This is a genomic window from Lentibacillus sp., from assembly GCF_035301925.1.
GTDB lineage: Bacteria > Bacillota > Bacilli > Bacillales > Amphibacillaceae > Lentibacillus.
Window position 1 is genome coordinate 59,324 of sequence record NZ_DATGTI010000004.1, and the last position, 23,317, is coordinate 82,640.

The following is a 23,317-nucleotide window of genomic DNA, read 5'->3' on the forward strand; positions in this document are numbered from 1 at the left end:
TCTGCTTAATATTTCTAGATGTTTTGTATAACCCCGTAATAACAATAGCCAGAATCCAATAAATAATGACAATGAGTGTAAGAATAAGCATTGTTTGAAACTTAACAGCTGTCATTAAGCTTGTTATGAAACTTGCCAGGAAAAACAGAGCACTGGAAATAGCGTTCAGCTTATAAATTTGCATGGCAGGCAGGTTGACCGGCATCATGTTATCTCCTTTCCTTATCATTCTATACTAACAACATAATAAACCATATCATCACTTACTAAAAAAAGAAAACACCAGGTTCACGGTCCAGATGGTGACAAAGAATGATTACTCATCTATCAACAGCCATCGCTTCTTGTTTCGTCGAATGAAGAAGGACAGGGCTTTGGTTCAGTTGGGAGCCGGGACAATTCTGTTCAACTAACAATCAGTGGGGAATAGAAGAATCCCCCACTGATTGAAGTTTCACTTATCCCCCTTTTAAAACTGTCTTCCAAATATACGCAAATAGCCTAAGTAATATGACAAAGCAAAGACGCCAAGCAAAACCCCGATCATTAATGCAAAGAACAGCCAGTCACGCTTTTCGACAGTCATTCTATGATAATGCGTGCGATCAGTGTCACCGGTGAAGCCCTTGGATTCCATCGCAATGGAGACACGCTCCGCTTTCCGAATGCCATTGGCCAGAAGTGGAATGGCATAACGCCGGAACTGATTGAGCCTTCCTTTAATTCCGCGCGCCCGAACGACACCACGGATGCGGTGTGCCTGCTTGAGTATCTGCAGCTCATGCTGGAATACTGGCAGGAAGCGGTAACCAGCCAGTATGCCGTATGTAATTTTCGGCGGTAGCCTGAATTGCTGCATGAAGCTGAGCATCAATTTCGTCGAGTCCGTCGTCAGAATGAACATCAGAGACAGCGCACCGAAACAGAGCGATCGGAGTCCAACACTCACCCCTGTCTGAAAGCTGCCGGCGGTCACTTCAAAGACCCATAGGCTAAAGATTTCATCACCGCCGGAAAAGGTCTGATTGGCATAAAGCATGGTCATCCAGGCAAACCCCAGAGCAAGGATGAGAAATGGGCTGAACAGTTTCAGCCAGCGGAAAATCGGAATATCGGTCATGGTAAACGTGACGGTCAGAATAAATATAAAATACAATAACGGCGTGAAGACATCATACGTGAGTCCGAGCAGTATTCCCGGAATGAAGACGGCAACCATTTTGATCGACGGGTTAATGGATGAGATCATAAATCTCACCTTCCTGCTGCTTTTGACGGAGCCTTGCCGGCAATCGCAGCCTGGCTTCGAAAAGCAGTTTCCCTTTCTCCCACAAAGCATTCGGTGTGCCGGCGAATGCCACTTCTCCCCGTGTCAGAATAACAACTTGGTCGGCGGCATCTAAAATATTCATATCATGGGTGACGAAAATAATTGCCTTCCCCTTCGCTTTCAACCCCATGACATAATTCATTAACTCAACCGTTGTGGCGGCGTCCTGGCCGAACGTCGGCTCATCAAACAAAAGGATATCAGGTGTCTCATCAAGTACGGTCGCCACACTCAAACGCCGCTTCTGTCCACCGCTTAAAGCAAATGGATTGCTATGACGATGTTCTTTCAAATGAAATTGCGCCATCAGATCACCAGCGGCACTTTCCATCTCCTCTTTGGCATAGCCGTTGAGCTTCATCCCGAACACCAACTCCTCATAGACGGTATCCGTTATAAACTGATGTTCCGGATTCTGGAAGACAAAACCCATACGTTTCCGCAGATCGTTCTCCTGCCATTTTCGAAGCGGGCGTTCAAACATTGAGATATCCCCTCCGTCTGGTTCCAGAAGTCCGGCTAACAGTTGAAGCAAGGTCGATTTCCCCGCTCCGTTCTCTCCGGCAACAGCAACAAACTCCCCGCTATAAACATCCATATTCACGTTCTTCAACACGTTTTGTTTTCCACGGGAAAAAGACAAATCACGGACTGAAAGCACTTTTTCATCTGACTTCATGTCCCAATTCCATCTTTCCCGGTATACAGGACTGTTGGAGTATTCTCCTGGTAAAAAGACGCCTTCTCGTTCCAGAATCTGCTTTTGTTCTGAGAACAGGCGATCTGGTGTATTATCGGCCAAAAGTGTCCCATCACGGCCGATTACCAATACCCGTTCGATCAGCCGAAGCCAGTCCTCAGCTTGATGCTCGATAATCAAAACTGATATCTGCTGTTCCGCTTGTATCCTCTCCACGAGCTCAATAAATTCAAAGCTTGATATCGGATCCAGATACGCCGTCGGTTCATCCAAAATCAGTAATTCCAGATCAAGCAGAAGTACTGAAGCGAGGGCGATCTTTTGTTTCTGACCGCCCGACAGCTCATGAATCTTATGCTGATTAAAACCTTCCATCCCGACAGCTCTCAGCACCGATTCAATTCTTCCACGAATATCGGAAGCGGGTACCTTTCTGTTTTCCAGCGTGAACGCCAGTTCATCCTCCACCGTAATCATGCAAAACTGGCTTTCCGGATCCTGAAAAACAATGCCAATTTGCTGGGTCAGTTCACCCTTCCCGTATTCCTGGATATGTTGTCCAAAGAAAAGGATATCCCCGGAACACGTCCCTTCGACGGCTTCCGGATAGAGTCCGTTAAGACAAAGAGCCAGACTGCTTTTCCCTGATCCGCTTGCTCCCATCAAAAGTGTTACCTCATTTTGATTCAGCTTAAAGTCAAGACCATTGAACAACCGTTGTTCATCGATTTCCCCATAGGAAAAAGAAAAATTACGCACCTCTATTATCGGCTTCTGCCTTTTCTTAAGCACTTTCATATGTCCGCTTCCTCTGCAATTCTTTACCTAAAGCATAGCCTCGAAGAACACCGGTCCTCGCGAGCTGGTCACTGAGCCATTTGCCAAAAACCCCAGAGATCAGGGCGGCACTAATAATCCGTACAATCAATGTTGAGACAATCAACCATGGTGCAAGGGCAATCATACCGGCCGAATACAAATGCCAGGCAAAACTGACCACAGCAGTGGATATACCTGACAGGACAAGAATCCGCAGCCGATAATCTTTCCATCCGGTAAGGGCGAATACAAGCTCCGCCCCCGCCCCCTGGATAGCAGCAGAAAGAAGCAGACCGGGGCCTGCCGCTGAACCGAGCAGAACTTCGATCACACCTGCAATCAATTCTGCAGTAAAAGCAACCCCGGGCTTGCGCAGGATATAGGCCGCCATAATCGCGACAATGAACCAGACGCCATAGATAACCTCATAACCAAACGGCGCCAGACCGAATGGTGCGAGAACATTGCGAATTCCCTCGCCAACCAGGAAGAATAATAGATAAATAACCCCGAAGACCACCCCAAGAATGGACATGAGAACAATTTCTTTCAATTTCCATTGCTTCGTCATGAATGCATCCTCCTTATGTCTTATTCGACGGACTGTTTGCCGAAATGGTGAAACTCATGATTACATGGGAAACCTTCTGCTGTACACTGTCAAAAGATTGCACCATCGCACGGAAGATATCCTTCACATCCCCATCAAGCCGCGTCGCATAATGCGCATGGCTCACTTCCACACCACGCTGTTTAGAAAGATCGATCTGTTCATAAATCGCATCCATATAATCCTCTCTCCCCATCGGGTAAAGGGAAAATTTACATCCAGCTTCCTGGGTGATGTCGCTTGATTTCGCTTCATTCAGCGGTGTATCCGTTTCGTCCATATAGGAATCCGCCTCTGTATCCCCCGGACATCCGATGGAAAACGTACCACTCATCGCTACATGTTCCCCCGTCTTTGCCGCATGCAGGAAAAGCGCTTTGACCACATCGAAAACATGCACCATTTTTCCACGAACGCAGGTGCTCACATCATCGGTATCCTTCCATACTTTTGATGTATCCACCTCATCCAGCGACCCCAGAATAATATCAACGAACTTGTCACTCATCGGAAACAGAGTGAACTGACATCCCGTAATTCTGCTTGTTCCACAACTGTTACGCGTCATGTTTTTCCTCCTCCTTGTTTTAATCACACAAAAAAACTGCACTCCCGCGGGAATGCAGTTTACACGTATACTTTACTGAGACTTAGGTACTCATATCGTGAACTGCACTTCCCCACGCTGGTATTACCCAGATCGGGTTCAAAGGGTCAGATACAATATCCTCTCAGCCGCCGCTACAGGCAGCTCCCCTAGTGCTTGTCGGTTATGCAGTTTTCTTGTATCTTAAGAATAATAAAATTTATGAATTTTGTAAAGACATTACAGGTTGTAAACATGAATGGTTTTTTAATAGACTCCAGTCATTATCGAAAATCCGCATTAGCCATCTTAGTTCAATCATGGGTCATCATAACGTGTTTTTTCCTACATACGACATTTATTCTATCTTAATCATGAAATCCAACGTGTTATACATCTTATAGCGAAATTGACTTCACATTCTGCCATAATTAAATAAACAACGAAAGGCAGGTGGTTACATTGCTGACCGTAAATAATATTAATAAACATTATGGTGATAATCTGGCGTTAGCGAATGTTTCATTGCACGTCCCGTCAGGCATTTGTTATGGGTTTGTCGGTCCTAATGGAGCAGGCAAATCCACATTAATTAAAATGATCGCTTCAATTATTCACGATTATGATGGTAATATTCAGTTTTCCCATAACAGACTGCGAATTGGTTATGTGCCCCAGGTGATTTCTTTGGAGGAAACGGTGACGGCTCGAGATAATTTAAATTTTTTTGGAAAGCTTTACGGATTGCGCAGCAATACGTTAAAAATCCGGGTAAATGAGGTCTTATCCGAAATCGGGCTGACAGAAAGCGGAAAAAATAAAGTGCAGACCTTTTCTGGTGGCATGAAGCGCCGTTTAAATATTGGCTGTGCCATCATGCACAAACCGAACTTGATTATCATGGATGAGCCGACGGTAGGTATTGATCCGCAATCGCGCCATTATATTTTTCAAATGATTGAACAATTAAAAAACGATGGCTGTACGATTGTTTATGCCAGCCACTACATGGAAGAAATCGAGCAGTTATGTGATGAAGCAGCTTTTATCGATCATGGGCAAATTGTAGAAAATGGCACGATTGAGAACATATTGCAGAAACATGCTGTCCCTTCCATTTATGTTAAAGGGCGCCGTTGTCTTCCAGATGAAATAGAACATGATTGTTCGGTCACAAGCAAGAATGGTGGTCATTTGATAACAACCAGTGACCCGCTTAGTGCCATGGAAAAAGTGATCAGCTTCTGTAAACATAACGATGGTGGAATAGAACGGCTGGAACTTGTTAAGCCGCGGCTCGAGGATGTTTTCTTTTCATTAACAGGAAGTCGGCTGCGGGATTAGGCAAACAAAGAAGGGAGAGAAAGTCAATGAATGCCATGATTAACTTGGAATTAAAGAAAAATCTGCAGGATCGGGGACTTTTATTTTGGACACTGATTCTGCCGATCATTTTCACCGTTTTATTTATTGCTGTATTCACTTCCGGCGTAGGCGAAACAGAAAGCCGGCAAGTGATTTTATCGATTGTCCCTGGGTATACAATCATGTTTGTTTTCTTTATTATGATATCAATGACCGAATCATTTATTAAAGACAGAAATATTGGCATGGTTGCCAGAATAGCCAGCACACCGCTATCACCGTATTTATATTTACTGGGTAAATGGATACCTTACATGTATATTGTGTTGACACAGGTTATGATATTGCTGTTATTTGGAAAACTTGTCTATGATATTTCTCTGGAGCAGCCAGTACATTTGCTGATTTTATCTGTACTGTTAACGTTTATGGTAACAGGAATTGGATTGGCGCTTGCTGTCATTGTCAAAACCAACAACATGGGAATCGCTCTGACACAGGTTCTCGCTCTGGGTGGCGCCTTGCTTGGCGGACTCTGGATGCCAACGGACATGATGCCGGACATTCTCCAGACGATCAGCGCGCTTTTACCGCAGTATTGGGCTCACCAGGCTTTTCAGGATGCCATGACAGGCGCACTTCAAGTGACTAAGCTTATTCAGACATCACTCATTCTTTCGGGCTTTGGTCTAGCAGGTTTTATCGCAGCCTTATTGCGGTACCCGAAATTTCTCAGGCGGGCAAAGGGATAGATGAAACTGGGGGCATGATGATGAAGGTGAACATTGATATCGATGATACACACACAGAACCATCCATCACGATTCAGACGAATGAATGGTCTGAAGAACTGGAAGAAATCGTCGCTATGATTAAGCGAAAAAACCGGAAGCGGTTATTTGGGGTTGAATCTGATCAAACGGTATTGCTTGACCCACACGATATTGATTTTGTGTATGCTGAAAAGAGGAGAATTTTCGCAGCCATCGGAAGTCGCAGTGTTGAAATAAGGATGAAACTCTATGAAGTGGAAGACATTTTAGCCCCTCATAACTTTATGCGTTTTTCCAAATCAGTGATCGGTAATCTTAACCAAATCGAACGTTTTGAATTGTCATTTAACGGTAATCTCTGTGTTTACTTTCATTCCGGAAATAAAGAGTATATTACACGAAAATATGTAGCACCAATCAAAAACAGGCTGGCGATGGGAGGGCAGTCAGATGATCGTTGAAGCAATGAGAAGAAGCATGATTGGGATAGCGTATGGCGGTATTATTACATTCATTGCACTTACCATTTTAAAATTCACTGACACGGATGCTTCCATCTCACAAATATGGCTTTATATGCTCTGTTCTTTTATTATCGGGATTTACTTTGGATTGTCTTCGTTTATCTTTAGTGATAATGACTGGAGTCTTTTACAGCAAACGGTTACTCATTTTATCATTTCGATTGTCTTTTACTTTGCGGTTGCTCTGTCTGTCGGGTGGATCCCATTCACCATACCGGCCATTATAGAGACTAGTTTAATTTTCATATTCATTTATACCATTTTCTGGACCGGATACTATCTGTACTACAAAAAAGTGGAAGCTTCGATGAATGCCAATCTGCCGAAAAAAGAGTGACGATACCGGGCCGTGGCAATCTCAAGGATCATCAAAAGGACGTACTTTTCCTGTTAACTAAAGTACGTCCCATTCTTTCAGATTCAGTGTTTCACAAAATAATGCCCTTCCATTTCAACACCCGTTCAGCCAAGGACAGCCTGGTCATCTTCAAACTGTGACTCACGGATACTTTTAAACTCATGCAGCAAATCCTCTACTGTCAGTTTGTGTTTCTTTTCCCCGCTTGCCTCGAAAACGATCTGTCCTTTATCCATCATGATCAGCCTGTTTCCTAAATCTAGTGCCTGCTGCATGTTATGGGTTACCATTAATGTCGTCAGCCCGGCATTCCTGACGACATCACCGGTCAATCTCGTGATCAACGCCGCCCGGGATGGATCCAATGCGGCCGTATGTTCATCAAGCAGCAGAATATCCGGCTCAGTGAAGGTCGTCATTAGGAGTGATAATGCTTGCCTTTCCCCGCCGGACAACAGACCGACCTTAGCTGTCAGCCGATCCTCCAGCCCAATATTTAGTGTTGCCAGATAATCGCGGAACATCTTTCGTCGCTTCTTGTTTACCCCAAGCCGAAGTTTGCGTTTTTTATTCCTTGAATAGGCCATCGCCAAATTTTCCTCAATGGTCATGGAAGGTGCTGTACCTGCCATCGGATCCTGGAACACCCTTCCGATCAATGATGACCGTTTATATTCAGGCAGATGGACGACTTGCTTACCGCTGATTAAAACATCGCCCACATCCGGAATCAAAGACCCGGAAATGATATTCATCAAAGTCGATTTCCCTGCCCCATTACTGCCGATGACGGTCACGAAGTCACCACTTTTTAAAGTCAAATTCACATCGTTCAGTGCTTTTTTCTCATCTGGTGTGTTTTCATTAAAGGTAAGCGAAATATTGCGCATTTCCAGCATCACGACACCTCCTTCACTTCGCTGCTAAGCTGATCCCGTTTCGCCAGGCGTCGTTTTTTCTCTTTTCTGGCCTGTATCAGCTTAGGTGCCACCAATGCACCAATAACAATCACCGCTGTAATGACTTTCATATCCCCTGTCTCCAGAAAATCCACGCGAAGTGCCAGTGTGACAATTATCCGGTAAATAATGGCTCCCAATATCACTGCCAGCGTCGCTCGGGCAACCGTCCTTGTTCCAAATAGTGCTTCACCGATAATAACAGAAGCCAGGCCAATCACAATCATACCGATCCCCATATTAACATCGGCAAAGCCGCCATGCTGGGCAATGAACCCGCCAGAAAGTGCAACCAGGCCATTCGACAGGCCGACACCTATAATCGTCAGTGAGTCGGTATTGGCTGACAGACTCCGGATCATCCGCTTATTATCCCCGATGGCCCGCAGTGCAAGTCCGACTTCTGTCTTCAGATAATAATCTGTTACCAGCTTGATGAGTAGTGTCACGACCGTCATCACCACAACGATCCCCCAGGTTGCCGGCATTTGCGCCAATCCGATTAAAGCGAGCATGTTATTCATAAACGCACCCAGACCTGTACCCTTCCACAAGGACTGCAACTGCGTAAATAACGTACTTTCACCAAGCATGGATAAAGTGGGCTGCCCAAGTATCCTTAAATTAATCGAATACAAGGCCGTCATCATCAGAATCCCGGACAGCAATGAATTGATCTTCCCCTTCGTATGCAAAACACCCGTGACACAACCGGCCATGAATCCAGCTATGGCCGCAAACAACGTTGCCAGTATGGGAGGGACGCCATGAATGATTGAAATTCCGGCGACAGCTGCACCTGTTACAAAACTTCCATCCACCGTCAAATCAGGAAAGTCAAGCACGCGAAAAGTCAAATACACCCCCAATGCCATTAGAGCATAAATGACGCCAGATTCTACTGCTCCAAATAGTGATAAAAACATCTTCTCCCTCCCAAACTATTCATGACTTTAAAACAGACGGGAGCCAAGCATCACCCGGCTCCTGTGATTAATACATTATTCGGTTTCCACCAGCTGAGCTTCTTCGTCCCATTCATCTTTCCATTCCACACCTTGTTCCTCTGCCGCCTGTTGATTGATGAACAATTCGATTTCCGGCGGATATTCGGGCGGAATGTCATTTGGTTCTTTTTCCCCAGTCAATATATCGGCAGCCATTTCACCCGTGCGATAGCCAATGGTGTGGTAGTCTATCCCAAAGGTTGCAAAGCCGCCCTTTGCCAGGGAATCCGGTTCTCCGACAATCAGCGGAATATCCTGGTCATTGGCTACCCCAACGACACTGTCCAAGGCGGAGACAACGGTATTGTCGGTAATGATATAAAAGACGTCAACATCTTCTACAAGTGAAGTGGCGGCTTGCTGTACCTCGGACGAATTGGCTACAGTTCGCTCTTCAATAGACAAACCGGTTCCCTCAGCTGCTGTTTTGACACTCTCCACCTGATTAACGGAGTTCTGTTCCCCTGCATTGTAGATCATTCCGACACTTGCGTCGGTAAAGTTATCGTCAAGAAATGCTACCGTTTCATCAATTTGTTCCGGATGAAGATCCACCACACCGGTAATATTCCTCCCAGCTTCATCCATCGAAGGAACCAGCTCGGCATCAACAGCATCCGTAACCGACGTAAAGACGATTGGAATATCGCTGGTTGCCTGTAATGCTCCAAGCGCACTTGGCGTCGAATTGGCAAAAATTAAATCCACACCATCTGCCACAAAGCCATCCGAAATGGGCTTCACATTATTCTGGTCATTCTGTGCACTTTGAAAATCGTATTCCACTTCCAACCCTGCATCTGTCAAAGCTTCCTGAAATCCATTATAGGCTTCATCCAGAGAAGGATGCTCAACAATTTGGGTAGCGCCAACCATATAGGTTTCCTCTCCTGTATCCGATTCACCGGAGGCATCACTTGACGCCCCGTCATCAGAGCCGCAAGCAGCTAATAATAATATCGATATAACTGCAAAAAGACTTAAAAGCTTTTTCACCTGCTCTTTCCCCCTCGTTTTTCATTTTGTAAATAGTAAACGTGATTATAGCATACTTTTTAACCAATATCGATAATATTCCGAAAAAACTTTTTTATTTTATTACATACACGTTTTAAAGTATTAAAGTTTTTTAATCATTAACGCGAATGGTACCCTGTAAAGATTCTTTTTCAATGCCATATTACTAACAACATTTGGTTGTAAAATAAAAAACGCTTCCGCCATTATACGGAAACGTCTTTTTTAAAACCTGGGTTTCTTGTAATTCAGTAGCTATTTTCAACAGGTTACTACTTTTTGTCTAAAAAGAATGAGAGAATCAATCCAGTAATGGCAAATAAAAAAGCGACGAAAAAAGCAGTTTTCACACCGTTCAGGTAATCAAACGGATTCAATGTTTCAGAGTCAGCAGCAGTCCTGCTGATAAAAGAAATAATAAATGTCAATCCCAACGATCCCCCAAATTGGCGGGCGGTATTGATAACGGCCGTTCCATGAGGAATCAAAGCATCAGGCAAAGCATTGATCCCGGCAGTCATGATTGGCATATTAATCAACGCAACACCGGCCATGGGAATCATAAATAAGGCCATAGTCATGACGAAAGGCGTATCAAGATCAAGTATAAAATGAAAACCGAGTGTACTTAAACAGAGCAAAACAAAGCCAATAATCGCAATGATTTTACCACCGTATTTATCGAATAGTCTTCCTGCAAAAAGAGACATGACGGCGAGTGTCAAGGCGCCAGGCATAACAATCAAGCCACCGTAATAAGCCGAAAACTGCTGCGCGTTCTGCACATACATCGGCAACATTGTCTCGATGGAAATCAGCAAACTAAAAGCTAGGATGGAAATAAACGCAACAAGCGCAAAAACAGGTACTTTAAGCACACGAAGTTCTAAAATAGGCGTCTTCAACCGCAGCTGCCGAAGCACAAATAAACCTATCGCTAACGCGCCTCCAATCAGACTGGAAAGTGTGCCTGCGTCAGTCAGTCCGGACCCCTCTATTTTGTTGAATCCGTAAAGCATCCCACCAAAACCAATGATTGATAATAAAATGGATAAGACGTCAATTTCTGTTTTCCGCTGCTCTGTAATGTTTCGCATAAATAAGAAAACCAAAAGCAGAATGCACGCTGCAACCGGCAGTGTTAAGAGAAACAAAGCACGCCATTCGAAATATTTGATCAAAAGACCGGATATCGGAGGGCCAATCGCGGGCGCAACGTTAATCACGAGCCCGGCTAACCCCATCGCAAACCCTCTTTTTTCCTTGGGGTAAATAAGAAACATGATTGTTTGCATTAACGGTATCATGATCCCGGAGCCCATTCCTTGAATAATGCGTCCTGCAATTAAGATAGAAAAGGAAGGTGCAACGAAGCTAATCAATGTCCCCGTAAAAAACAAGGTCATCGCGCTCATCATTAATGTTCTTGTTTTTAATCGATCAATTAAATAAGCCGTTATCGGGATAAGAATGGCTACTGTTAACATAAAGCTGGTCGTCAGCCATTGAACGTCACTTGAGTTAATCTCAAATTCAATCATGATTTTTGGAAAAGCCGTGATGAGCAGAAACTGCGTCAGAACAGATAAAAAAGATGCAGACAATGTCGTTCCAACAATTAAACGTCTATGTAATGGTGATAGATTCGTCGACGTCATATTCTGACCCTCCTTTGGCAACAGGAAAGGTATGATGGTTTAGAGTTTTTTGGGTCCCAATTCCCCTTTCATAAAAAACCACAAGGGACGATACGATAAATCCAGACCTTGCAGAAAGTTTTAACAATATAACACTACATACCATACCATGTTTCTTCAATCGAGCAATAATAAACTGCCCTTTCGCATATATAAGATTCATTTAATCTGTTCCAAATTCCGGAGTATCACTATTGTCGATAACGGCCATGGATGGTCTGCAAACAACTTTAATATAACCAAAACGATGAAAAAGGACGCTTCCGCAAGAGTTAGTTTTATACGAAAACGTCCTTTCAAAGATAAGTCTTAAATAGTATAAGCTTTATGAGGCGATTTATATCTTGCAGAAGAGCAAAAGCTTCTTCAGTAATAACAATATAACGGAGATATTAGACATAGTCCCAAGCGCTCAATTTCTGTTAGTAAATCCAATATAGGAAAACTGCAGCATCACCATATTGGATATCGGGGTAAACGCCATTTAAAACGAACCGAACACATTCTTAATGTAACAATGGTGACAAAAAGAATACCTGTTGTCCAGGGACCACTAATTAAGTCAAGACCAATGATTAACCCCCCCAGTGTCGCCCAAATTGCGTAAATCTCCTCGCGAAGAACCATCGGCTTACGTCCTGCAAGAACATCCCTTATCATCCCTCCGCCACATCCAGTCAAAGTGGCTGCCACAAGAATCGCACTTAACGGCGCATTGACCTGAACGGCACTTAATGCCCCTTGAATGGCAAATGACGCCAAACCAATCGCATCAAAAAAAATTCCCCATCTGTTCCAATATGGAATCCATGCATCCGGTAATAGAAAAACAACAGTCATCACCAAAAAGACGACAACGAATAAATTGCCTTGCGTCCAAATGGATTCAATCGGTATACCAATCAATAAGTTACGGATCGTACTGCCTCCGAATGCCGTCACAAACCCTAGAACATAAAGGCCTAAAATGTCATAATCCTCTTGCGTCGCAATAATAGCACCACTGATTGCAAATGCAATGGTACCGACAACGTTAAGTACTTCCCATAACAATGTATTTCATTCCTTTTTGTGTTATTCTCATTCTATGGTCACCCATTTATACTACACTAAAGATGACATTGTAGCTTGACCAGGTGGAAGTTTCATTATCAACAAAACCACTCAACTTCCAATCGCCAACATGGATAAGAATGACTGATTTGCAGGAAACTATTGTTTAAATTAGTGTCGAGGTGAAAAAATGGATCAGGAACAAGCCAAATCACTTTTAAAGGATATCATTAAGATCAACAGTGTCAATCCCCCTGGAAATGAAACAGAGGTCGCAAATAAGTTAAAAGCCCTTTTTGATGAATATGGCATCGAGACGGAACTCGTTGAATATGACGAGAACCGAGCGAACCTCATTGCTTATTTAAGAGGCGAAACAGATGGGCCGGTACTGGGCCTCACCGGTCATATGGATGTTGTGCCCCCAGGCGAAAACGAATGGGAACATGACCCATTCGGAGCTGAAGAAAAAAACGGAAAAATCTATGGACGTGGAGCTTGTGATATGAAAAGTGGTCTCGTTGCCTGCGCGATGGCCATGGTTTCGTTAAAAGAAGAAGGTCTTCCACTTAGTGGTGAAATCAACCTTTTGGCAACAATCGGTGAAGAAACAGGTGCCGTGGGATCCCGTCAACTGACGGAAAAAGGTTATGCTGATCAATTGGATGCCCTCATCATCGCGGAACCGACAAAAAATAAAATAAAAATTTCCCACAAAGGGGCTTTATGGCCACAAATTATCACATACGGTAAAACCGCTCATGGCTCGATGCCGGACAGTGGGATTAATGCCGTTGCCCATATGAACGAGATTATCCATCAGATTTTGGGAGAATCATTCGAATTAACCTATGAAAAAGACGAGCTGTTGGGAGCTCCCACATACAGCGTAGATGTCATCAAAGGCGGATCGAACACAAACGTTGTCCCTGACCAATGTTTTGCGAATATCGATATTCGAACAGTCCCTTCCCAGGATCATCAGCAAATTATTGAACAAATAGAACAGATTATCGAAAACACGAAAAAGAAGTATCCTGATCTTAAGGCTGACATCCACAGATTGAACGATCAATCACCAGTCAAAACTTCCAGTGAGGATCCTTTTGTCCAACTGGTTCAAGATGTTGTAAAAGCTTCAGATGGTTCAGCGGAACTTGGAGGCGTGACAGCTTATACAGATGGTTCCCAATTTATACATGCCAATAATAAATTCCCCATCGTTGTATTAGGGCCCGGTGAAACATCAACTGCCCATCAGCCCGATGAGTATGTTGAGGTTGACAAATATCTCGACAGTATCAACCTTTATAAGGAGATTGCCAAAAAATTTTTAGCTTACTCTTGATGGTTACAATTACCACTGCTTAATGGCCGGAAACATGCAAACCGGGAAATTTTCCGATATCATTAGAAAATTTAACTAAAATCCTGATGTGAAAAGCCATATACCATTTCATAAGGAAGCAGTCAAATTAAGTTATTTGTTTTAAACGACTGAAACCCGCATTCTTCCGTTGAAAATGCGGGTTAATACGTTTAATAATTGATCTCATTATATATTACGAAAAATGTTTTTATGCCACAATCTGCCCTTCGTATTCAGGAAGCATAGATCTACTCCGTCAGAAACCATTTACTGAAAAATTGAAACATTCATGGTTGTTTCAGCAGGTTTCGTTTGCACGATAATTTGACCATTTCGTATCGAATAAAGAACCGGCGCTTGTGTGCGAATCGCCTCATACTCAGAATCAGAATCAATGACGATTAAATTCGCCTTGTTCCCTTCTTTTACACCATAGTCATTTTCAATTGACAACGTTTTAGCCCCGTTGGTTGTTATCAAATCGAGCGCAGTCACAATATGATCATGGTCGGTCATATGACAGGCATGCAAAAAGTAATGCTTCCAATCCTTTCAGTGTCGGGTCACTCACATCAACATGTGTTCTTACATACTGAATGCCATGTTTTAGCTGCATTTTCATCGCACTTAAAGCGCGTTGTTTAATATCCTCTTTTGTTTCGTTTACGACTTGTTTTCGTTCAGACCAAATCTCGATTCCTTCAAATACAGACCCTGATTGATTCCATCTGGGCGTTCCCGCTGTAAGTGCATAATCCAGATGAATATGTGGCTCAACATAAGGAGGCAATACAATTTTTCCATTTAGATCAATGATGTTTTCATCTCTCGTATCGTTGGTTTTTGTATCCGGCGTAATGGTTTGTATTTGGTCTGATTGAATGTCAATATGCCATATGCCTTCCTGGCCATAGAGCTTTGCATTTTTTAAAAGCATTCGTAAACCACTCCTTCTCTTTTCTTGGGAAAGAGAACGGACGCTTCTGGACGGTTTCACCAAATGTTAGATCATTGTTTTCCCGTATTAGACCGTTCATCTCCCACCTTATATTCTAACTTCATGTGGAATAAATCAAAATAATAACGTTTTATTTCGTGGGTAAAAGGTAATACATAGTGACTACCTGCTCCGTTAGTTATGTCTATTAGGTTTAAAGCCATAGAAGGGTAGATCCAATTTTACCAACAACAGTAAAAAAGGCGGCATGTTCGCAAAAAGAGTCCCGAGAAAGAAGGTGTACGATGAGTGCTATCAAACATAGGTATTCCAGGCTGGATCATTGTCCGGCTATTACGTTAATCATTTTTGGCCCCAAAAAGCTCCCCGAGATCGGGGGGTGCATTCGGGAAAACACTTTCCGAATTCAAACGGACAACCAATGATATCATAAGCGATGAAGCATCACAGGAAACTGAAAATATGACGCTTGTTGTTTCCGCCTTGACGGTGAAGTATAGATATTTTTTCTGATATTCATTGTCGGACAAAAAGATGTATTAAAAGAAAGGTAAAAAATAATCCCCGTTCTACAGGGGTTCGTTTAATATCAATAACATTCCCGATATCACCATAGGATTTAAACCGTATTAAATCGCCCTCTTCTCCAACCTTTTCCAAACCCATTATGTCGCGAAGTGTTTGAATCGTTTGGTCTGGATTGACGGAGTATAGGACCGCTCCACCAAATCCTTTAATCGCTGCATCAGGCGTAACATCTCCAAACGTCCAGTTGTTTTGTTCCCCTTCAGCTCGTTCTACAAGCTCCAGTTGCAGTCCATGGAAATCTTCAAATTGTAAATACTTTTCTCCAAATCGTTCGTATTTCTTATAGTTAATATTGAATTTTTCCAATCGACCTTCCCAATAAGACATTTTGCCAGATGGAATGGCATAGGTTGTCACCCCTACTTGTCCACCGCCGATTTTTCCTTGATAGGTATTCGTCCAAGGGAAAAATGTAATAATGCTTCCCGGCTTACCGCCATCATTCCCGAAATAAAGATGATACGTACCAGGATCATCAAAGTTAACTGTTTTCTTCACTAATCGTAACCCCAAAATACCAGCATAAAAATCTACATTTTCCTGTGGATCGCCAACGATTGCCGTAATATGGTGTATCCCTTCTGTCTTTTTCATATAAATTCTTCTTGTCTCTTAAAATTTATTATGATGACATTTCAAACTAAAACCTACTAAGTTTTTTAGGTACTTTATCATTAATTCAAATATCTCTAATTGAAGGTTTATTTGTTTTTATAAACCAATTTGAACAAAATGAACAAATTGGTTTTAGTTTAATATGTTATTCTGATAGGTTTAATTCCAAATTCTTCACGTTTAATCTTAGTATATTTAATAATTTAATTTGAAATCATTAATCTCTAATTCGAAGTAAATTTATCTCCTCCAACAACTTAATTCTCCACACTTCTATGAGATGAAATACGACTTTAGCCTTTCGATACTAATCAAGCAACAGAGTTTCCATTTCAAGTTCACAAACATAAACCAGTCATGCTATCCCGACATCCAATCTTAATTTAATTCAATTATTATTAATTCGAGATATTTATTAAAAAAACTTAGACACCTTCTGCATAGTATCCCAATTTTTTTAATTGTTGAATCATGTTCTCTTTTTCATTTGTGTCTAAACCGGATAGTATTTCTTGAATAGCCGTTTTATGTTGAGGGAAAATCTCGTTCATTAACTCGGTACCCTTTGCTGTTATTGCTGCAAAGGTAATACGGCGATCACCTGGACATGGTTTTCTCTCTAATAGTTTTTTCTTTTCTAACTTATCTACTACATAAGTAATACTACTACTTGCTATCAAGACTTTCTCGCCGATTTTTTGGATAGGTTGTTCACCTTTATTGTAAATCAATTCCAAAACAGCAAACTCCGTTGGGTTTAGTCCTAAACATTTAATATCTTCTTCCACACGTTTTTTAATTGATTCTAAAGTTCGATTTAAAACGACAAATAACTTTAGAGACAATTCTTCTTCTTGCGCTTTTTGATTCGTCATGCGTATCAATCCTTTTCAACACCTCGAATTAGAGATAATTATATAATTAATTGCTTTCTCTTGTCAACTACTAATAAAGTTTACATCGTACAAACTACCAGCTTATATCCCTTTTTCATCATCCTCTTTAACAATCCAGTATATAAAGGAGTTGTTGAATTGACAACTCTTTTTTTGTTAAAACCTAAATAGATGAAGAAACATTTATCATTATCACTGGCGAATTAATAATCCTTACAATTATCCAAAATATAGGTTTTCAGGTATAAAAAAATCCTTTATTATGGAAGTAGTGGTTGTTGTCCAAATCCAATATAAAGGAAATCCGAATATGGATAATCATACACTATTATCATCTTCAGTAAATGGTTTTCACCCATTCATGTTGAAAACCTTTCAGAACAAATTATGCAAACTGGGCAGGATCGGTATACGAAAAAGTTTACGACCTACACGTATATCAAGCTGTTATTACTGTCCCACCTGGAAGAACCGGACTTTGAGCCGGTGAACTTGTAGTGCTGGAAAAAGTAAAAGGCATCGAACGCAACAGAATAAATTGAAAATACAGTATCGTGATTCTTATTATAACAAAGATTTCGTTTTTGCACCGCACTCCTTACGCCGCACACATACTTCACTTTTAGCTGAAGCCGGAGTCAGTTTACCAGAGATTATGGAACGATTAGGTCACGTTAATGATGACACGACTACACAGGTATTTGCACGTAACAAAAATCGAAAAAAGAAGCCTCTCAAATCCAAAGAATGTGGTCAACTTAACATTTAACAACTTTTAATATAATAGCAAAAACAGTTAAAAAGAAACCAATATTGTTCATAAAAATACAGAGGAAGACAAAGCTTATAGTTCTGCCTTCCTCAATCAGCCATTCCTGGGTACTGTGCCATCACGATATTTTCAAATCCTCAATCGAATTGATGACTCTGTCTATTTCCTGCTCACCAGCCGCTTCCCAACGACTTTTATCAATTATGTTACCATCCTTGTCAACAGGTGTTTGGAACTGATTGAAGCCTGTTGTTGTCAGCAATGAATTTGCATCCCAGTCCAGTCCGGTGTTAACGACATGCTTGATAACGTATGGCGTCCGGAATTCCAAATAGGCATTAGCACTGTCAAGTTCCCCTTCAATGACGTCAAACGGGATTCTGATATAGATCGTCTCGCCGCCTTCCCGGCACAGGACCATATCGAATTTCCCGCGGTCATATTCCCAATTTCCGCAAAGTGTGTATCCATTGGACCGAAACATTCTGTACACATCACCAAAATAGGCTTTCTTCCCTTCAATTTCCGTTTCCAGTTTTAACATATACCTTCACTCCTCGATTAAGATATCATGATTAGGTTTAACCAAATGGTGGCGTGAAATACCCCGAAACCTATACTAAAAACACCCATTTGAATACCAATCCAAATACTTGTCCAATCCTCGCTAAAACTCTACCGTTTTTGGCTCAGCTCCTTTTTTATTCATAATTCTTATCGTAACTGGTATAATCTCCAGCACAATATAGTTTGAATCATCCGGTCCATTAAACCAGTGCTCCATGTATGAGTTCCACAATTCCTGTTTTAGCTCAACGCTACTGTTTATAGCGGCTCTTCCTTCATACTCCACATATTCATCACCAAACCCTTCCCCCTCATAGCCTAATAATATATGAGTGTATGGGTTTGCTTTGATCTCCTCTGATTTATGTGTTGCTATGCTTGTTGCTGTATAAAGCTTTAAACCTTTTCGGATAAATGTCATATATCTTGAATGTGGTTTATCCTGTTTAACAGTCGCCATTGTACCAACAGCGTTATCATCTATAATTTTTTCAACAGCCGATTTCAATTCCTGCTGGCTCAATTGGTGCACTCCTTCCATTCAACAGTCGATTATTTCCAAATAATAGGTATCGGAATGATCCAGTTCGCCTTTAAGGAGAAAAAATATTTATTCGTATTATTAACCTGTGAAAGGAAATAATACATGATCTTGATTTAATGATTAACAATTTATTCGAGTTGTCAGATATAACCACGAGGCAGAAGATAAAAAACACGTGATGTTGATCCTTGGTTGAGCACAGGAAGTCATCCTCTGCATAAACCAATTAAGGTATTTGCTCATATAGTACAGCAGAGGAGTGATTGTCATGGATTCAGCATGGGCGTTTCTTCAGGAGATGGTTCATCTTTATATGATTGCGCTGATCGGATTTATGGTACGGAAAAAAGGCGTTTTAAATCAGAACACCAATCATGTACTGACACAGCTCATTTTATATGTCACACTTCCTGCCCTCATTTTATTTTCATTGGATATTCCCTTTTCATTTTCCTTAATAAAAGAATTCCTTTTGCTCTTGAGCATGTCTGCTTACATCCTGCTGATGTCCATTTTTCTTGCTCGATGGATGCGGAACCGCTCAAAACTTTCAGATAGGCAGAAGAGCGTTTATGAAGGACTTATTATCTTTGGTAATCAGGGATATATTGGTTTTGCAATTATCTTTGCTGTTTTTGGAGAGCAGGGTATTGTTTATTTAACCATGTTTAATATGATTTATTTCATCCTCATATGGACGTATGGCATTTACTTATTCACGAAAGATAAAGCGCAGATAGACTGGGGGAAAATATTTTTAAATCCTGGCGTGCTTTCCACTTTGACCGGCATGCTGGTTTTGTTTCTTCCCATCAGCTGGCCTGGTATGATGGCAAACACGTTTGAAAGTGTCGGGAAAATGACGGTTCCGCTTTCGATGATTTTAATTGGCAGCTTAATCGCCAATATAACTTATAAAGACCTTGCATCCATGATGAAAAACATTTATATATGGCAAGCTGCAATGGCAAAGCTTCTCATCATTCCGCTGCTGCTGATCTTTTTTACAACTTTTTCTGTTCCATTTTCTTTACTCATGATAGCTGTTCTTACATCCGGAATGCCCTCCGCTCCAACGATATCTCTTTATGCACAAAAATTCGGAGCCGACACACATTTTGCTTCTTTGGGTGTCATGGTTTCCAGTCTATTATGTATCCTCACGATTCCATTCTTATATGTTGTTTTACACCTGATATATGCATAGCCAGATGGAAAGCATTTCAAGCATGACAACTTACCATGAATAAAACGCTCGCTATTCTATAAAGGTAGGAAGTGAGCGGTCTTATTCCGTGACAGCACGTCTATCCCTTTATTAGTTGTTCACTGCGCCTGGCTGCTGCAAACGCATTTCACCGTCAGTGATGACATACACATTATCACAATAGTCAAGTAACCGTATCGTGTGTCACCACAATCGTTGTTTTATTTCTCTTTTTGGTTAAAGCTTTATTTCTGCCTCCTATCTCTCAAATACCTTGAAACAATGTGAGCAACAGTATAATAGATGGTTATAAAAGCTTATAACTGCTTTCTATCAAGCCGCTCTTGATAAGCTTTAGTTGCGACTAAAGATATGGTTAATAAAACTTCAAATCCATTTGTGATGGCCGAACTATTTACAGGTACAGGCACAGCACTTCCCAACGTCATTATAATAGCGCCTATAAACATCCAAGCCCATCCATCAAATTTCCACAATAGTACACCGGAAATAACGAGCACCAATGTTACCAGCAAAATCATGAGGGGCGGTCCAGAGGTATCCTCTATTGGTACATAACGCAACACGCCATATTTCCATTCAGGCATTAATTTCAATCCTCTAATTTCTGTAAGAACTTCCAGAACGATCAGTATACTTGTAAAGAGTACAGTACCATAAAAGGCAAACTTATTGTTTAGCCCTTTTATTCCGGCAGATCTTAAAACACCAAGTGAAAAAAGAACCAGTGTTGGCGTGAAAAATGCATGAATCCAGTAACGCAACAGATTAAGAATTTCTAATAAATCCCCTTCTCCTGCAAACCTGCCAACTGCGACTACTGTATTATCAAAAATTAAACCAATGAAAACTAAATAAATAAACGAACGCAGTGACCAGAATTGTGTATTTGGGGTAATTTTTATACTCCAAACAAACAAAGCAAGGTAGGCAGCTGAATAAAAGAAATAAAGAAATGTATCCAAAGCACCTCTCCTTTATATAAGTTAATAAATGCGAATTATTTTAATGTCATAGTAACAACAAAATTGATATTCCTGTTTCAGTAAATGAGACTGTCGCAAATACCAACTTTAGCGACAGTCTCATGTCATCTTACATGCGGTGTTGAAGTTTCATTCCTTATTACGAAACGGCTCATTTTCTTCACTGAATTCCGTAGCGTAATTTAAATTCCCGGATCTCCTTGCTCGGTCATTACCATGATCTTCTTCATGCATCGGATCAAATAATAATGGCAGGCAGAACAAAGCACCGATTCCAACAAGTGTATACACGACTCTCGACAATGCGGCATCCTGTCCACCAAAAAGTGTTGCTACTAAATCCCATTGAAACAATCCAATTAACCCCCAATTAAGCGCACCGATGATGACTAATACTAAGGCGATACGTTGAATCGTTCTCATTGTTACACCCCCTAACTTAAGATAGACTGTTTTTCTTTTGTACCATTATGGAACCTTCCAAATAACGTGAAACTTCATCCAGTGAGGCGCGTTCCATTTTAGTTATTTGAGTTAATATTTTTTTTATACAATTTTTTTGTTAATCGTTTTGTGCGTTTTCTTATCTTAACACTTCACAATTGACTCATACAGATTTTATACAACGTGTGTGGGCATCACATACTAGCAAAATAATCTTTTAATAAGTTCAGCATTACATTTCTTTTTAAAGCGAAGGAGAAAAGTTCGCTGCCGGTCATTTAGGTTCTCCGAAAACATCTTTAAAAATCTATGTAATGAATGTAATGAAAAAAGGACGCTTTCGCAAAAGTGAAACACTTATACGAAAACGTCCTTTTTACATGACATTTTAAACGACATTGTACTTTCTTGTGACATTTTTAGTTTTGCGTAGATGCAAACCCCCGTCATTAAGGGCGTGGGAGCATGCTTACATCATGCCGCCCGTACTTGACTTATTTTTAGGGTGTTTCATACGACTGTTTTTCTAGTATTCGCTTAAGAAAATCAACCCCCATAAGGAGAACGTACATTCGTTTTGTTTCGTGTGTTTATTTTTTCTAGTTACTTTTATGTGACAATTAAAAATGTCACATAGGTGATTGGACTGCCTGCGGTCATTGACGGTATGCTTTCCGGATTAATGGGAGCCATGATGGGGGCCATGCTCAGAGATATGTTGGCCATTACACACCCTGATTCCATCATAAAAATAGTGGCCCTTATCGTGACTATGACGTTACTGCTCGTACTATATATGACTGAAGATTTAGTTCGAAAGCAATCCAGTCAAGCAACTGTTTTCGTATTAAAACATCCCTATTTGGATTATTTATCCTAGCAATTCTTTTAAAAGGATTAGAACTCTCAGGAGCGATTATCGAGGGGAAATAACCGTGACATATTGTTCAAGTATTTGTTGAGTTGTCACAAAATGAAGAGAGAAAAACTCGTTGTGGAATTGATGGAATGATCATAGAAACCTACGATGATTTAAAATATAACGTGCAGAAAATCCAAATGCTTTCTGCACGCAATATTTGATCAGCCGGCCATTTTCCGGCACGCTTCAGCACATTGCCGGCATATAGCTGCACATTCTTGGCAATGGGTATCTTTAAATTTTTCACATTCTGTGGCACATTGCTCACAGACATTCGCGCATACACCGCAAAATTGAGCTGAAAATGTACTACTTCTGGACATATATTGCCCCGCTTGCGCACATATTTCCGCACAGTCATTTAACGTTTGGATGCATGTTGCACGAGCCTGCACATCCGGCTCCTGAAAACAAGCCATCGTACATTCCTCACAAGCTCGCATGCATTTAAGGCACGCTTCAATACAGTTATCCATAGCGGTTGGTGATGTTGATAATACGCCCATTAGGCATTCTCCTTTCATGATAAGTCCTCACTATTTTGTCCATCATGAGCAGTTATATGAATTTAAGTTATTATCTCAAATATTATCACCCTCATACAAATGTCAATATAAGCACCTTAAAAAG

Annotated in this window: 26 protein-coding genes, 2 pseudogenes and 1 riboswitch; of the genes and pseudogenes, 10 read left to right on the forward strand and 18 right to left on the reverse strand. The window is 41.3% G+C overall.

Translation table 11 applies throughout. The features are described 5' to 3' along the window. Positions 1–469: 469 nt before the first annotated feature. Genes VK080_RS00380 through VK080_RS00395 form a run of 4 tightly spaced genes read right to left on the reverse strand, consistent with a single transcriptional unit; the run spans position 470 to position 4,027 of the window. Positions 470–1,249: an energy-coupling factor transporter transmembrane component T gene (locus VK080_RS00380; protein WP_324222815.1), complete on the reverse strand. Its 780-nt coding sequence runs from the start codon at positions 1,247–1,249 to the stop codon at positions 470–472. Beyond that, positions 1,233–2,828, reverse strand: coding sequence for an ABC transporter ATP-binding protein (locus tag VK080_RS00385; RefSeq protein ID WP_324222816.1), 1,596 nt, complete (start codon positions 2,826–2,828; stop codon positions 1,233–1,235). The genes VK080_RS00380 and VK080_RS00385 overlap by 17 nt, the downstream gene beginning before the upstream one ends. Beyond that, positions 2,815–3,420 carry an ECF transporter S component gene (locus VK080_RS00390; protein ID WP_324222817.1) on the reverse strand — a complete coding sequence of 202 codons (606 nt, stop codon included), beginning with the start codon at positions 3,418–3,420 and terminating at the stop codon, positions 2,815–2,817. Before VK080_RS00390 ends, VK080_RS00385 begins: the two co-directional genes overlap by 14 nt. Before the next feature lie 13 nt (positions 3,421–3,433). Next, positions 3,434–4,027: a YkoF family thiamine/hydroxymethylpyrimidine-binding protein gene (locus tag VK080_RS00395; protein WP_324222818.1), complete on the reverse strand. Its 594-nt coding sequence runs from the start codon at positions 4,025–4,027 to the stop codon at positions 3,434–3,436. Between the two features lie 92 nt (positions 4,028–4,119). Next, positions 4,120–4,227: riboswitch (TPP riboswitch) on the reverse strand. 271 nt (positions 4,228–4,498) lie between these two features. On the opposite strand from VK080_RS00395, the gene VK080_RS00400 reads away from it, so the two are divergent. From VK080_RS00400 to VK080_RS00415, 4 genes are read left to right on the forward strand one after another with little or no spacing between them, the layout of a single operon-like run. Further along, positions 4,499–5,389 (forward strand): ABC transporter ATP-binding protein, encoded by an 891-nt coding sequence (locus VK080_RS00400; RefSeq protein WP_324222819.1) that lies wholly within the window; start codon positions 4,499–4,501, stop codon positions 5,387–5,389. Between the two features lie 26 nt (positions 5,390–5,415). Continuing rightward, the gene (locus tag VK080_RS00405) at positions 5,416–6,162 is read left to right on the forward strand and encodes an ABC transporter permease (RefSeq protein ID WP_324222820.1); all 747 of its coding nucleotides are present in this window, start codon (positions 5,416–5,418) and stop codon (positions 6,160–6,162) included. Positions 6,163–6,182: 20 nt separating this feature from the next. Further along, positions 6,183–6,644: a LytTR family DNA-binding domain-containing protein gene (locus tag VK080_RS00410; RefSeq protein WP_324222821.1), complete on the forward strand. Its 462-nt coding sequence runs from the start codon at positions 6,183–6,185 to the stop codon at positions 6,642–6,644. Then, complete coding sequence (locus VK080_RS00415) at positions 6,634–7,044, forward strand: DUF3021 domain-containing protein (protein WP_324222822.1); 411 nt, start codon at positions 6,634–6,636, stop codon at positions 7,042–7,044. Before VK080_RS00410 ends, VK080_RS00415 begins: the two co-directional genes overlap by 11 nt. Before the next feature lie 125 nt (positions 7,045–7,169). On the opposite strand, the gene VK080_RS00420 is transcribed toward VK080_RS00415, so the two are convergent. From VK080_RS00420 to VK080_RS00440, 5 genes are all read right to left on the reverse strand, one after another. After that, positions 7,170–7,964 carry an ABC transporter ATP-binding protein gene (locus VK080_RS00420; RefSeq protein WP_324222823.1) on the reverse strand — a complete coding sequence of 265 codons (795 nt, stop codon included), beginning with the start codon at positions 7,962–7,964 and terminating at the stop codon, positions 7,170–7,172. Further along, positions 7,964–8,950 (reverse strand): ABC transporter permease, encoded by a 987-nt coding sequence (locus VK080_RS00425; protein WP_324222824.1) that lies wholly within the window; start codon positions 8,948–8,950, stop codon positions 7,964–7,966. Before VK080_RS00425 ends, VK080_RS00420 begins: the two co-directional genes overlap by 1 nt. A gap of 75 nt (positions 8,951–9,025) precedes the next feature. After that, positions 9,026–10,027: an ABC transporter substrate-binding protein gene (locus VK080_RS00430; protein WP_324222825.1), complete on the reverse strand. Its 1,002-nt coding sequence runs from the start codon at positions 10,025–10,027 to the stop codon at positions 9,026–9,028. Between the two features lie 293 nt (positions 10,028–10,320). Continuing rightward, positions 10,321–11,706 (reverse strand): DHA2 family efflux MFS transporter permease subunit, encoded by a 1,386-nt coding sequence (locus VK080_RS00435; protein ID WP_324222826.1) that lies wholly within the window; start codon positions 11,704–11,706, stop codon positions 10,321–10,323. 492 nt (positions 11,707–12,198) lie between these two features. Next, positions 12,199–12,798 carry a trimeric intracellular cation channel family protein gene (locus tag VK080_RS00440; protein ID WP_324222827.1) on the reverse strand — a complete coding sequence of 200 codons (600 nt, stop codon included), beginning with the start codon at positions 12,796–12,798 and terminating at the stop codon, positions 12,199–12,201. 190 nt (positions 12,799–12,988) lie between these two features. Here VK080_RS00440 and VK080_RS00445 point away from each other — a divergent pair, with 190 nt between their 5' ends. Beyond that, positions 12,989–14,146, forward strand: coding sequence for an ArgE/DapE family deacylase (locus VK080_RS00445; RefSeq protein ID WP_324222828.1), 1,158 nt, complete (start codon positions 12,989–12,991; stop codon positions 14,144–14,146). Positions 14,147–14,434: 288 nt separating this feature from the next. On the opposite strand, the gene VK080_RS00450 is transcribed toward VK080_RS00445, so the two are convergent. Together VK080_RS00450 and VK080_RS00455 are read right to left on the reverse strand one after the other, a co-directional pair. Further along, on the reverse strand, positions 14,435–14,683 hold the full coding sequence (locus VK080_RS00450) for an amidohydrolase family protein (protein WP_324222829.1): 249 nt from the start codon (positions 14,681–14,683) through the stop codon (positions 14,435–14,437). Further along, positions 14,670–15,104, reverse strand: a complete 435-nt coding sequence (locus tag VK080_RS00455) for an amidohydrolase family protein (RefSeq protein WP_324222830.1) — start codon at positions 15,102–15,104, stop codon at positions 14,670–14,672. The genes VK080_RS00450 and VK080_RS00455 overlap by 14 nt, the downstream gene beginning before the upstream one ends. 309 nt (positions 15,105–15,413) lie before the next feature. Between VK080_RS00455 and VK080_RS15955 the strand changes: the two are divergent. Further along, positions 15,414–15,638 (forward strand): annotated as a pseudogene (locus VK080_RS15955) (twin-arginine translocase TatA/TatE family subunit). 48 nt (positions 15,639–15,686) lie between these two features. Here the strand turns inward: VK080_RS15955 and VK080_RS00465 are convergent. Then, a pseudogene (locus VK080_RS00465) lies at positions 15,687–16,307 on the reverse strand (ring-cleaving dioxygenase); the annotation flags it as partial. A gap of 446 nt (positions 16,308–16,753) precedes the next feature. Next, the gene (locus VK080_RS00470) at positions 16,754–17,203 is read right to left on the reverse strand and encodes a MarR family transcriptional regulator (protein WP_324222832.1); all 450 of its coding nucleotides are present in this window, start codon (positions 17,201–17,203) and stop codon (positions 16,754–16,756) included. Positions 17,204–17,557: 354 nt separating this feature from the next. On the opposite strand from VK080_RS00470, the gene VK080_RS15960 reads away from it, so the two are divergent. Beyond that, entirely contained in the window at positions 17,558–17,722 is a 165-nt protein-coding gene (locus VK080_RS15960) for a hypothetical protein (protein ID WP_414672196.1), read from the forward strand. A 40-nt stretch (positions 17,723–17,762) separates the two neighbouring features. Continuing rightward, entirely contained in the window at positions 17,763–17,993 is a 231-nt protein-coding gene (locus VK080_RS00475) for a tyrosine-type recombinase/integrase (protein ID WP_324222833.1), read from the forward strand. 121 nt (positions 17,994–18,114) lie between these two features. Here VK080_RS00475 and VK080_RS00480 read toward each other — a convergent pair whose 3' ends face one another. Both VK080_RS00480 and VK080_RS00485 read right to left on the reverse strand, forming a co-directional pair. Further along, positions 18,115–18,540: a YugN family protein gene (locus VK080_RS00480; RefSeq protein ID WP_324222834.1), complete on the reverse strand. Its 426-nt coding sequence runs from the start codon at positions 18,538–18,540 to the stop codon at positions 18,115–18,117. 123 nt (positions 18,541–18,663) lie between these two features. Further along, the gene (locus VK080_RS00485) at positions 18,664–19,086 is read right to left on the reverse strand and encodes a pyridoxamine 5'-phosphate oxidase family protein (RefSeq protein ID WP_324222835.1); all 423 of its coding nucleotides are present in this window, start codon (positions 19,084–19,086) and stop codon (positions 18,664–18,666) included. A gap of 289 nt (positions 19,087–19,375) precedes the next feature. Between VK080_RS00485 and VK080_RS00490 the strand changes: the two genes are divergently transcribed. Further along, positions 19,376–20,314, forward strand: a complete 939-nt coding sequence (locus VK080_RS00490) for an AEC family transporter (RefSeq protein ID WP_324222836.1) — start codon at positions 19,376–19,378, stop codon at positions 20,312–20,314. Between the two features lie 317 nt (positions 20,315–20,631). On the opposite strand, the gene VK080_RS00495 is transcribed toward VK080_RS00490, so the two are convergent. Together VK080_RS00495 and VK080_RS00500 are read right to left on the reverse strand one after the other, a co-directional pair. Further along, the gene (locus VK080_RS00495; protein ID WP_324222837.1) at positions 20,632–21,300 is read right to left on the reverse strand and encodes a hypothetical protein; all 669 of its coding nucleotides are present in this window, start codon (positions 21,298–21,300) and stop codon (positions 20,632–20,634) included. Between the two features lie 150 nt (positions 21,301–21,450). Further along, positions 21,451–21,744, reverse strand: coding sequence for a DUF378 domain-containing protein (locus tag VK080_RS00500; protein ID WP_324222838.1), 294 nt, complete (start codon positions 21,742–21,744; stop codon positions 21,451–21,453). A gap of 658 nt (positions 21,745–22,402) precedes the next feature. Between VK080_RS00500 and VK080_RS00505 the strand changes: the two genes are divergently transcribed. Continuing rightward, positions 22,403–22,645, forward strand: a complete 243-nt coding sequence (locus VK080_RS00505) for a hypothetical protein (RefSeq protein WP_324222839.1) — start codon at positions 22,403–22,405, stop codon at positions 22,643–22,645. A gap of 203 nt (positions 22,646–22,848) precedes the next feature. On the opposite strand, the gene VK080_RS15940 is transcribed toward VK080_RS00505, so the two are convergent. Next, entirely contained in the window at positions 22,849–23,211 is a 363-nt protein-coding gene (locus VK080_RS15940) for a four-helix bundle copper-binding protein (protein ID WP_349254632.1), read from the reverse strand. Positions 23,212–23,317: the final 106 nt, after the last annotated feature.

Bases quoted from the DNA above. Each gene is read 5' to 3' on its own strand.
- VK080_RS00490 (WP_324222836.1), top strand. From the start codon at position 19,376: ATGGATTCAGCATGGGCGTTTCTTCAGGAGATGGTTCATCTTTATATG.
- VK080_RS00415 (WP_324222822.1), top strand. From the start codon at position 6,634: ATGATCGTTGAAGCAATGAGAAGAAGCATGATTGGGATAGCGTATGGC.
- VK080_RS00410 (WP_324222821.1), top strand. From the start codon at position 6,183: ATGAAGGTGAACATTGATATCGATGATACACACACAGAACCATCCATC.
- VK080_RS00390 (WP_324222817.1), bottom strand. From the start codon at position 3,420: ATGACGAAGCAATGGAAATTGAAAGAAATTGTTCTCATGTCCATTCTT.
- VK080_RS00450 (WP_324222829.1), bottom strand. From the start codon at position 14,683: ATGACCGACCATGATCATATTGTGACTGCGCTCGATTTGATAACAACC.
- VK080_RS00445 (WP_324222828.1), top strand. From the start codon at position 12,989: ATGGATCAGGAACAAGCCAAATCACTTTTAAAGGATATCATTAAGATC.
- VK080_RS00380 (WP_324222815.1), bottom strand. From the start codon at position 1,249: ATGATCTCATCCATTAACCCGTCGATCAAAATGGTTGCCGTCTTCATT.
- VK080_RS15940 (WP_349254632.1), bottom strand. From the start codon at position 23,211: ATGAAAGGAGAATGCCTAATGGGCGTATTATCAACATCACCAACCGCT.
- VK080_RS00455 (WP_324222830.1), bottom strand. From the start codon at position 15,104: ATGCTTTTAAAAAATGCAAAGCTCTATGGCCAGGAAGGCATATGGCAT.
- VK080_RS00480 (WP_324222834.1), bottom strand. From the start codon at position 18,540: ATGTTAAAACTGGAAACGGAAATTGAAGGGAAGAAAGCCTATTTTGGT.
- VK080_RS00395 (WP_324222818.1), bottom strand. From the start codon at position 4,027: ATGACGCGTAACAGTTGTGGAACAAGCAGAATTACGGGATGTCAGTTC.
- VK080_RS00470 (WP_324222832.1), bottom strand. From the start codon at position 17,203: ATGACGAATCAAAAAGCGCAAGAAGAAGAATTGTCTCTAAAGTTATTT.
- VK080_RS00405 (WP_324222820.1), top strand. From the start codon at position 5,416: ATGAATGCCATGATTAACTTGGAATTAAAGAAAAATCTGCAGGATCGG.
- VK080_RS00435 (WP_324222826.1), bottom strand. From the start codon at position 11,706: ATGACGTCGACGAATCTATCACCATTACATAGACGTTTAATTGTTGGA.
- VK080_RS00425 (WP_324222824.1), bottom strand. From the start codon at position 8,950: ATGTTTTTATCACTATTTGGAGCAGTAGAATCTGGCGTCATTTATGCT.
- VK080_RS00385 (WP_324222816.1), bottom strand. From the start codon at position 2,828: ATGAAAGTGCTTAAGAAAAGGCAGAAGCCGATAATAGAGGTGCGTAAT.
- VK080_RS00420 (WP_324222823.1), bottom strand. From the start codon at position 7,964: ATGCTGGAAATGCGCAATATTTCGCTTACCTTTAATGAAAACACACCA.
- VK080_RS00500 (WP_324222838.1), bottom strand. From the start codon at position 21,744: ATGAGAACGATTCAACGTATCGCCTTAGTATTAGTCATCATCGGTGCG.